The following is a 9,219-nucleotide window of genomic DNA, read 5'->3' as shown; positions in this document are numbered from 1 at the left end:
GTGTCGTTCGTGAACATCGTCACGTAGTTCTCGAAGCCCACGAACTGCCCGCCCGAGCGATCGAAGAGCGAGCGGACGACCGTGTAGACGATCGGGTAGACGACGAACGCGCCGAGGAAGACCAGCGCGGGCGAGAGGAACGCCGCGGTGATGACGAAGCGGCGCCAGCCGCCCCGCTCCGGCTTCGCGCTCGGAGCGGGGGCGACGGGCGGCGCGGCGGTGACGGCCGTCACGGCGCGCTCAGCCCTCGTAGGCCGAAGCGGCCGCCGCCTCGAGACGCTCCATGGTGCCCTGGACGTCGGTCGGGTCCTGGTAGAACGCGATCATCTCCTGCCAGAAGCCCTGCCCCTGGGTGCCGCCGAACGCACTCGGCAGCAGATCGGACATGTCGAACCGCAGCGTGTCGGCACTCGTGAGCGCCTCCGCGATGTCGCGCGAGATGTCGTCGGGGTACAGCGATGCGTCCACGTTCTGGTTCGGCGAGGTCAGGCCGCCGTTCGGGACCCACACCTCCGCGGCCTCGGGGCTGGCGAGGAACTGCATCAGGGCGTCCACGGCGGGGTCGTCGCTGAAGGCGACCGCGACGTCGCCGCCGGCGACCACCGAGGGCTCCGATCCGTTGATGGCCGGGAAGTCGTAGAACAGCGCGTTCTCGCCCACCACCGAGTTGCCGTCGGCGGCGATGTTGCCGGCGACGAAGTCGCCCTCGAACACCGTGCCGGCGTTCGGGCTCGCGCCGAACACCTCGGTCACGCTCGTCGGGAAGTCGCGCTGGTCGCCGCCGGGCTGCACGACGTCGCTGCCCCACAGCTCGGCGAGCACCTCGAGCGTCTCGGCCACCGACGGATCCGTCCACGGGATCTCGTGGTTGGTGAGCTGGTCGTACTTCTCGCCGCCCGCGACGCGCAGGTAGGCGTTCTCGAACCAGTCGGTGAGCGGCCATCCCACATCGGCGCCGATCGAGATGCCCGCGTAGCCCGCGTCGGTCACGATCTGCAGCTGCTCGAGCCAGTCGTCCCAGTCCTCCGGCTCGGCGGCGCCGGCCTCGTCGTAGATGTCGGCGTTGTACCAGACCGTCGACTTGTTCGCGGCCTTGAACCAGACGCCGTACGTGGAGCCGTCGACCGTGGCGAGGTCGATCCAGTCCTGCGAGTAGTTCTCCTCGACCGCCGCGAGCGCGTCGTCGCTGAGCGGCACGATGTCGCCGTTCGTGGCGAGCTCCTGCATGAGCGCGGGCTGCCCGATCACCGCGACGCTCGGCGGCGTGCCGCCCTCGAGCTGACCCTGGATGTAGGTGGGGCCGTTGTCGCCGAAGCTCGTGTAGTTCACGGTGGCGCCGGTCTGCGACTCGAACTCGTCGAGCACCGCCTCGAAGTTCTCCTGCTCGGCGCCCGACCACGCGGCGACGACGTTGAGCTCCTCGCCGGAGAACTCGCCTCCGCCTCCGCCCCCGTCGCCTCCCGCGCAACCCGTCAGCGTGAGCCCGACGGCCCCCGCCGCTGCGACGAAGATGACCCTGCGGTTCCGGTTCGCACTCATGACGCTCCCTGAGACTTCGGCGTTCTCGGTCTCCGCCACGCGACTCCGCGAGCGGACGATGCCGTCACCCTACTGGGGCCGCCGCTCGGGCTTCAACGCCTTGACAGAACCGTGATCTGCGACAGGGCCGACCGGCGGCGGGAACGACGAAGGCCCCGGGATCGCTCCCGGGGCCTTCGTGAGGTGTCTTGCGACGCGAGGGGTCTTACTTGAGACCCACCGTGGCGCCGGCCTCCTCGAGCTTCGCCTTGGCGGCCTCGGCGGCCTCCTTGTTGGCGCCCTCGAGAACGGGCTTCGGCGCACCGTCGACGAGCGCCTTGGCCTCGCCGAGGCCGAGCGAGGTGAGCTCGCGGACGGCCTTGATGACCTGGATCTTCTTGTCGCCGGCGGCCTCGAGGATGACGTCGAACTCGTCCTTCTCCTCGGCGGCCGGGGCGTCGCCGCCCGCGGCGGGGGCGCCCGCGGCGGCAACCGCGACCGGGGCCGCAGCCGTGACGTCGAAGGTCTCCTCGAAGGCCTTCACGAACTCGCTGAGCTCGATGAGGGTGAGCTCCTTGAACGCGTCGAGCAGCTCCTCGGTGCTGAGCTTCGCCATGATGTATCTCCTGTGTGTTGGGGGTTTGGTGGTCGATCACTCACCGCGTGTTACGCGGCGGTCTCCTGCTTCTCACGCAGCGCCTCGACCGTGCGGACGGTCTTCGACAGCGGCGCCTGGAAGAGGGCGGCAGCCTTCGACATCGAGGCCTTCATCATGCCGGCGACCTTGGCCAGCAGGACTTCACGGCTCTCGAGGTCGGCCAGCTTGCTGACCTCCTCGGCGCTCAGGGCGGCGCCATCGAAGTAGCCGCCCTTGATCACGAGAAGAGGGTGTGCCTTGGCGAAGGCACGCAGACCCTTGGCGACGGCGACGGGGTCGCCGTGCACGAAGGCGATGGCCGACGGGCCCTTGAGCTCGTCGTCCAGCGCCGTGATCCCCGCGTTGTTCGCGGCGATCTTGGTCAGCGTGTTCTTCACCACGGCGTATTCCGCGTCCTGACGAATGCTGTTGCGGAGCTCCTTGAGCTCGGCAACCGTCAGGCCGCGGTACTCGGTGAGCAGTACGGCGGTCGAGTCCGCGAAGTTCTTCGTGAGCTCGGCGACCGATGCTTCCTTCTGCGCCATGGCCACTCCTTGATGTGTACGAGGCGCTCCGCGGAGGCGGGGCGCCGACCGTTTCCCACCACACGGCAAAACAAAACGCTCCGGCGCAAGCGCACGGAGCGTGAATCCTGGAATCAGGAGAATCGTTCGTGACACCTGCGCGGGCCCCTGCTGAGCAGTGCTTCGATCATCATGCGCTTGCGCACACGACGATGACCGGCGGTCTTCGGCTCCGTCCATGCTACGCCATCGCCGCGGCACCGCCAAACCGGGCCGGGCGCGCGCGTCGGATCGGAGGCGTCGGCGGGCGGGGTTAGGGTCGAGGAGATGTCTCCCGAACTGCAGGCCCGGATCGTCGCGGACTCCCGCGACCGGGTCGGCTGGCTGCGCGCGAGGGCCGCGGGCATCACCGCGACCGACGTGGCGCAGCTGACGGGGGACGGCGCGATCCAGCGGGCGGCCGACGCCAAGCTCGGCATGGGGTCGCGCTTCGGCGGCAACGCGTACACCGATCACGGCCGGCGCCGCGAGCCCGAGATCGCGGCCTGGGTGGCCGCGACGCACGGCATCCAGCCCTCGAGCGCGCTCTTCCACGCCGAGCTCGAGAAGCGCCACCTGGCCACGCCCGACGGGCTGGCGCAGGACGCCGCAGGCCGGATCACGCTCGCCGAGATCAAGACGACGAACAAGTCGTGGCGCACGATCCCGCGCGTCTACCTGCGCCAGGTGTGGTGGCAGCAGCACGTGCTGGGCGCCGAGCGCACGCTGTTCGCCTGGGAGGAGCACCGCGACTTCGCTCCCCTGCACGACGAGCCCAAGTGCGTGTGGATCGATCGGGACGATGCGGAGATCGATCGGCTGGTGCGCCTGGCCACCGCGCTCATCGACGAGCTCTACCGCCGCACCACCGGCAACGAGGTGCCCCGCCGCCGCGCGCTCACCCCGCGCGAGGAGGCCCTGCACCGCGCCGCCTCCCGCTCGGCCTACCGCGCGCTCGCCCTCGCCGACTGACGCGTCCTCCCGCGCCTCCCACCCGCCGGCGCCCACCACCGCGAGCCGTGTCCGCAAGTCTGTGCGAAGTCCGCACGTTCGGACGCGCGGATTCGACACAGACTTGCGGATATGGGATTAGTTGACGTAGTGCAACCATTTGGGTATGGTTGACGTTCAGCAACTTCTGCGCGACGACGAGGTCGTGCCCCATCCGATCTCGTGAAAGGCCCGCATGACCGCGCCCGCTGCCACCCGCATGTCGCATCGTCAGGTGCTCGAGGCCCTCTCCGGCCTGCTCCTGGCGATGTTCTGCTCGATGATGACGATGACCGTCGTCGGCACGTCGATGCCCGTGATCATCCCCGATCTGGGCGGCACCCAGACCCAGTACACGTGGGTCGTCACCATGACGATGCTCACGACCGCGATCTCGACGCCCATCTGGGGCAAGCTCTCCGACCTCGTCAACCGCAAGACCCTCATGCTCATCGCGCTGACGATCTTCGTGGTCTCGAGCGTCGGCGCCGGCTTCACGCCGAACGCCGAGATGCTCATCGCGTTCCGCGCCCTGCAGGGCATCGGCGGCGGCGGCATGCAGGCGCTCAGCCAGATCCTGATGGCCGACATCATCAGCCCGCGCGAGCGCGGCCGCTACATGGGCCTGTTCGCCAGCGTCATGGCCGTCGGCATCGTCGGCGGACCGCTGCTGGGCGGCCTGCTGACCGACACCGTGGGCTGGCAGTGGAACTTCTTCGTGGGCGTGCCCCTCGGCATCCTCGCGTTCATCGTGATCACCAAGACGCTGCGCGTCGAGCCGCGCGAGGCGCAGAAGGTGCGGATCGACTACCTCGGCATCATGCTGCTGAGCGTGGCCGCCGGCTTCCTGCTCGTGTGGATCACGAACGTCTCCGACTACGGATGGAACAGCTGGCAGACCTACACGATGGTCTCGATCGGGGTCGTCGCCGCGATCCTCTTCGTCGTCGTGGAGCGCCGCGTCGCCGAGCCGCTCATCCCGATGGATCTGTTCCGCAACCCGACGTTCACGCTGTCGGTGCTCGCGTCGATCACCATCGGCGTCTCGATGTTCGGCATGAGCGTCTACCTCGGCCAGTACATGCAGATCTCGCGCGGCTTCGGACCCACCCAGGCCGGTCTGCTCACGCTGCCCATGGCGATCGGCATGCTCGGCTCCTCCACCGTCGTCGGCAACCTCGTCACGCGCTTCGGCAAGTGGAAGAGCTTCCTCGTTGTCGGCGCCGTGCTGCTCACGATCGGCTCGTCGCTCATGTCGACGCTGCGCTACGACACCCCGCTGTGGCTGGTCGGCGTGTTCATGTTCCTCGTGGGCGCCGGCACGGGCATGACGATGCAGAACCTCGTGCTCGTCGTGCAGAACACGACCGACCCGAAGAAGATGGGCGTCGCCAGCTCCGGCGTGAACTTCTTCCGCTCGGTGGGCGGCACGGTCGGCACGGCCGTGATGGGCTCGGTGCTCGCCGCCAGCATGACGCAGCAGCTCACGGATCGCGCGGCCGACGTGGCCGCGGAGGTGCAGAAGCTCGGCCCGGAGGGCGTGTCGATCGCCGAGGAGCTCGCCTCGGGCGCGCTGCCCGCCACCCGCACGCTGCCGGAGGGCATCGCGACGATCATCGAGGATGTCTCGGCCCAGGCGATCTCACACGCGTTCGTCGTGGCGATCCCGATCGCGCTGCTGAGCCTCATCGCGATCTGCTTCCTGCCCAACAAGCCGCTCACGCGGCAGACCACCGTCGAGCGCCTGCGCGCCGAGAAGGCGGCCCGCGAGGCCGCCGGCGGCGAGCAGCCGGCGAACGGCGAGCGCGATTTGACGGCCGAGGACGAACACCCCATGCTGGCCAGCGTGAGTCAGGTGTCGCTGGCGGCGACGGGCGCGATCCCGCTGCCCGCCGAGGACCGGGACGGCGAGGGACGCGGATCGGCGGAGGGCGAGCGGCGATGAGCGAGGGCGCGGGCGGGGCGCGGGCGGACGAGCCGGACGACGCCGCCCGCGACGACGCGATCCGCCGCGTCGAGAGCGAGTTCTCGGAGATCGCGCAGCGCTTCCGTCGCATCATCACGCGCAACGCCGAGCTGCTCTCCCCCGGTCTGCTGCCGGGCGCCTACAAGGTCTTCACGACGATCGTGCGCCACGGCCCGGTGAAGGCGTCGGAGCTGGCCGAGCGGATGATGCTCGACAAGGGCCAGCTCAGCCGGCTCATCGCCATGCTCGAGGAGCGCGAGCTCGTCGTCCGCTCACCGGACCCCACCGACCGCCGCGCACAGCTCCTCGAGGCGACGCCCGCCGCCAAGGCCCGCCTCGAGGAGGTCCGGGGCCCGCGGGACGGCCTGTTCCGCGAGCTGCGGGCGTGGCCCGTGCACGACGTGGAGCGCCTGGCCGACCTGCTGCACAGCCTCGTGCAGGGCGCGCCGGGCGGGCCGGCCGAGGACTGATCCGGCGCCGCGACACGCGGATGCTGTTTCCTCGCCGAAACACCGGCGACTCACGCATCGGGTTGACTGTTCGCACCGGTGCGACGACGCGCCGAGCACGCAGGAGGGGGTGCGACCCATGAGATTCCGGCCGCTGCGTTCCAGCAGCACGGCGCTCGCCAGCGAGCCCGTGCCCGAGACGCCCGACACGATGCGCGCCGCGGTGTTCGACGCTCCGGGAGGCGCCGACGTGCTGCGCCTCGACCGCGTGCCCACGCCCGCGCCCATCATGAACGAGGTGCTCGTGCGGGTCGTGGCCGCCGGGCTGAACCCCATCGACGTGAAGACGCGGGCGGGGCGGGGCGTCTCCGGAGGCATCGCCTCGTGGCCCGCCGTGCCCGGCTTCGACTTCTCGGGCGTGGTCGTGAAGTCGCCCTACGAGGCCCATCCGCTGGCGCCCGGCACGCCGGTGTTCGGGATGGCGGCCGTGCCCCGCACCGGCGGCAGCCACGCGGAGTACGTCGTGGCGCCGTCGACGGCGGTGGCGCACAAGCCCGCCTCGCTGTCGCACGCCGAGGCGGCCGGCGTGCCCCTCGCGGCGCTGACCGCATGGCAGCTCGTGGTCGAGGTCGCCCACGCGCACGAGGGTCAGCGCATCCTCATCCACGCGGCGGCGGGCGGCGTGGGGCACTTCGCCGTGCAGTTCGCGTCGTACTTCGGCGCCCACGTGACGGCGACCGCGTCGGCCCGCAACACCTCGTGGCTGCGCGAGCTCGGCGCCGCGGTCGTCGTCGACTACACGAGCACCCGGTTCGAGGAGGTCGTCGGCACCGTCGACGTGGTGATCGACCTCGTGGGCAATGTGTCGGCGCGCACGGGATCGCGCTCGCTGACGGTGCTGCGACCCGGCGGCCTGCTCGCCTCGGTGCCGACCGGATCCTGGCCCGGATACGCCGAGGAGGCCGCCGCGGCCGGCGTGCGCGCCACGTCGTTCAAGGTCGTGCCCGACGGGGTCGCGCTCGGCACGATCGCGCGCCTGCTGGAGTCGGGATCGGTGCAGGCGTACGTGGACGAGGTGTTCCCGCTCGCCGATATCGCCGCCGCGCATCGCCACCTCGAAGAGGGGCACACCCGCGGCAAGGTCGTGCTGCAGGTCGCCGAGGGCTGAGCGGCGCCGGCCCCCTACCGGCCCGCGAGCGCGTCGGCCGCGGCCGCCACGAGCACCTCGTCGAGCGCCTCCAGCAGCGGCGAGCGCAGGTGGCGGCGCTGCCAGTGCAGCGGCACGACCGCCTCCTCCTCGCGGATGCGCACGAGGCCCGGCGGCGCCATCTGCTCGGGCACGAGGCCCCAGCCCATGCCCGCCGCCACGGCGCTCACGAAGTCCTGCGATCCGGGGATGAAGTGCCGCGGCGTGCGCGTGTGGTCCACGCCCCTGGCCGCGAGCCACCGACCCTGCAGCTCGTCGCGGCGGTCGAACTCCAGCACGGGCGCCCGGGCGAGCGCCTCGGGCGTGGCGCCGCCGGGCAGCCACCGCGCGATGTAGTCGGGCGTCGCGCACGCGAAGTACCGCATCGCGCCCAGCGGCACCACGGTGCAGCCCGCGACGGGCTCGTCCTGCGACGTCACCGCGCCGATCACCGCCCCGGAGGCGAGCATCCCCGCCGTCGCGTCCTGGTCGTCGCGCAGCAGCTCGAGATCGACGGGCCGATCGGCGGCGAAGCGGGCGAGCGGATCGAGGATCCACGTGGCGAGCGAATCGGCGTTGACCGCGAGCGGGAGCCGCACGCGGGCGCCCTCCAGACCGAGCTCGCGCGCCGCGTCGTGCTGCAGGATCGCGTACTGCCGGGCCAGCCGCACGACGGCCTCCCCGGCCGGGGTGGCCCGCACGGGGCGCGAGCGCACGACCAGCACGCGGCCGAGCTCGGACTCGAGGGCGCGCAGGCGCTGGCTCACCGCCGAGGGCGAGATGCCGAGGTCGATGGCGGCGTACTCGAGGCTTCCCGCGTCCACGACGGCGGCGACGGTCTCGGCGAGCTCGGGGGCGATCCGCATGACCCGACGCTACATGAAGCGGTGCTTCATGTAGTGAAGGATCGTGAACTGGCCTTCGTATCGCGCGCGGCCTACCGTGGGAGCGTGCTCTCCGCTTTCCTCTCCGGTCTCGGCATCGGACTCTCCCTCATCGTCGCTGTCGGCGCGCAGAACGCCTTCCTGCTGCGCCAGGCCGCCAAGCGCGAGCACATCGTGGCCGTCACGCTGTTCTGCATCCTCAGCGACCTCGTCCTGATCGGCGCCGCCACCGGCGCCGTCGGCTACGTGGCCTCGCACGCGCCGTGGGTGCTCGAGGCGGCGCGCTGGGCGGGCGTCGTGTTCCTCGCCTGCTACGGCCTCATGGCCGCCCGGCGCGCATGGCGCCCGACCGGCGAGGTGCTCGTGGCCGCGCCGGACGCGCCCGCGCCGCAGAGCGCGACGGGGACGGGCGGCACGGCGGTGCTCACGCGTCCGCGCACGGGCACGCTCGCGGCGGCGCTGCTCACGTGCGCCGCGATGACGTGGCTCAACCCGCACCTGTGGCTCGACACCGCCATGCTCGGCTCGATCGCCAACACGTTCGGCGACGAGCGCTGGACGTTCACGGCGGGCGCCATCACCGGCTCGGTCATCTGGTTCACCGCGCTCGCGGTCGCCGCGACGCTGCTGGGCCGCTACCTGCGCACGCCCCGAGCATGGCGCATCCTCGACACGATCATCGCCGTCGTGATGCTGGTCCTCGCGATCCGCCTCGCCCTCGGCTGACGCGCCTCGCCGCTCCGTTCCAGCAGCCGATGGGCGCAACCGATCGGTGAACCCCCACGGTTGCTGAACGCAGTGAGCGAAGCGAACGAAGATGAAGCGACCCCAGCAAGTCCACAACGGTTGCTGTGGTCGCTTCATCTCCGCGCCTACGGCGCTCCGTTCAGCAACCGACGGGGTCCCACCGATGGGTTCAACCGATGGGTTCAACCGATGGGTTCAACCGATGAGGTGCAGCCGATGGCGCTCCCACCGGTCACTGTGCGAGCGCGAAGCGCGAGCGTGCGGCCGCCGATGCGGCCG

Annotated in this window: 9 protein-coding genes and 1 pseudogene; 5 read left to right on the top strand and 5 right to left on the bottom strand. The window is 71.0% G+C overall.

The window, feature by feature from the left end; translation table 11 throughout:
- From ACWDR7_RS12770 to rplJ, 4 genes and pseudogenes are all read right to left on the bottom strand, one after another.
- Positions 1-233, bottom strand: a pseudogene (locus tag ACWDR7_RS12770) (sugar ABC transporter permease); the annotation flags it as partial.
- 7 nt (positions 234-240) lie between these two features.
- Positions 241-1,539, bottom strand: coding sequence for an ABC transporter substrate-binding protein (locus ACWDR7_RS12765; protein WP_449855276.1), 1,299 nt, complete (start codon positions 1,537-1,539; stop codon positions 241-243).
- Between the two features lie 205 nt (positions 1,540-1,744).
- On the bottom strand, positions 1,745-2,134 hold the full coding sequence (rplL, locus tag ACWDR7_RS12760) for a 50S ribosomal protein L7/L12 (protein ID WP_449855275.1): 390 nt from the start codon (positions 2,132-2,134) through the stop codon (positions 1,745-1,747).
- A gap of 50 nt (positions 2,135-2,184) precedes the next feature.
- Positions 2,185-2,700 (bottom strand): 50S ribosomal protein L10, encoded by a 516-nt coding sequence (gene rplJ, locus ACWDR7_RS12755; RefSeq protein ID WP_449855274.1) that lies wholly within the window; start codon positions 2,698-2,700, stop codon positions 2,185-2,187.
- 306 nt (positions 2,701-3,006) lie between these two features.
- Between rplJ and ACWDR7_RS12750 the strand changes: the two genes are divergently transcribed.
- The 4 genes from ACWDR7_RS12750 to ACWDR7_RS12735 all read left to right on the top strand — a co-directional run bounded on the left by ACWDR7_RS12750 (position 3,007) and on the right by ACWDR7_RS12735 (position 7,291).
- Complete coding sequence (locus ACWDR7_RS12750; RefSeq protein WP_449855273.1) at positions 3,007-3,690, top strand: YqaJ viral recombinase family protein; 684 nt, start codon at positions 3,007-3,009, stop codon at positions 3,688-3,690.
- 214 nt (positions 3,691-3,904) lie between these two features.
- Positions 3,905-5,653: an MDR family MFS transporter gene (locus ACWDR7_RS12745; protein ID WP_449855272.1), complete on the top strand. Its 1,749-nt coding sequence runs from the start codon at positions 3,905-3,907 to the stop codon at positions 5,651-5,653.
- Complete coding sequence (locus tag ACWDR7_RS12740) at positions 5,650-6,144, top strand: MarR family winged helix-turn-helix transcriptional regulator (protein WP_449855271.1); 495 nt, start codon at positions 5,650-5,652, stop codon at positions 6,142-6,144. The genes ACWDR7_RS12745 and ACWDR7_RS12740 overlap by 4 nt, the downstream gene beginning before the upstream one ends.
- A 118-nt stretch (positions 6,145-6,262) precedes the next feature.
- Positions 6,263-7,291 carry an NADP-dependent oxidoreductase gene (locus ACWDR7_RS12735; protein ID WP_449855270.1) on the top strand — a complete coding sequence of 343 codons (1,029 nt, stop codon included), beginning with the start codon at positions 6,263-6,265 and terminating at the stop codon, positions 7,289-7,291.
- Positions 7,292-7,305: 14 nt separating this feature from the next.
- Here the strand turns inward: ACWDR7_RS12735 and ACWDR7_RS12730 are convergent, their stop codons facing one another.
- Entirely contained in the window at positions 7,306-8,175 is an 870-nt protein-coding gene (locus tag ACWDR7_RS12730) for a LysR family transcriptional regulator ArgP (RefSeq protein WP_449855269.1), read from the bottom strand.
- An 84-nt stretch (positions 8,176-8,259) separates the two neighbouring features.
- Between ACWDR7_RS12730 and ACWDR7_RS12725 the strand changes: the two genes are divergently transcribed.
- Positions 8,260-8,919, top strand: coding sequence for a LysE/ArgO family amino acid transporter (locus ACWDR7_RS12725; protein ID WP_449855268.1), 660 nt, complete (start codon positions 8,260-8,262; stop codon positions 8,917-8,919).
- Positions 8,920-9,219: the final 300 nt, after the last annotated feature.

This window comes from Microbacterium sp. NPDC003461, from assembly GCF_053588335.1.
Note: the sequence above shows the minus strand (reverse complement) of the source record. Positions and strands in the feature narration are given on the sequence as shown.